The organism is Pantoea sp. Fr-CA_6 (genome assembly GCF_024520895.1).
In the GTDB taxonomy this organism is placed as follows: Bacteria; Pseudomonadota; Gammaproteobacteria; order Enterobacterales; family Enterobacteriaceae; genus Pantoea; species Pantoea agglomerans.
The window spans coordinates 1-352 of sequence record NZ_JALNPO010000043.1 but is presented as its reverse complement, the minus strand read 5'-3'; the positions used below and the strand labels follow the sequence as shown (position 1 = coordinate 352).

Genomic DNA, 352 nt, shown 5'->3' with positions numbered 1-352 from the left:
AAGTCATTCCTTAATTACGGAGGAATGACGCGCTGCGTCGTTTCAATTTTCAGCTTGTTCCGGATTGTTAAAGAGCAAATATCTCAAACGCGGCCCGGCTGCTTACGCAACCAAATCGGTTTTGAGATACTGTATGGAGACACCTTTCACCTGTCACCAAGCAGGTGGCGTCCCCTAGGGGATTCGAACCCCTGTTGCCGCCGTGAAAGGGCGGAGTCCTAACCGCTAGACGAAGGGGACACAAAAGTGTCACGACTTCGCAGCCGTCCTGCTCATTACTTTTTATCAGACAATCTGTGTGGACACTGCGCGGGAAGGTATCTTCAGGTAAGGAGGTGATCCAACCGCAGGT

1 tRNA gene is annotated in these 352 nt (G+C 51.4%); it reads right to left on the bottom strand.

Annotation, left to right across the window (positions count from 1 at the left end):
• Positions 1 to 165 precede the first annotated feature (165 nt).
• Positions 166 to 240: transfer RNA gene (locus NR201_RS22535), tRNA-Glu, on the bottom strand.
• Between the last annotated feature and the right edge of the window lie 112 nt (positions 241 to 352).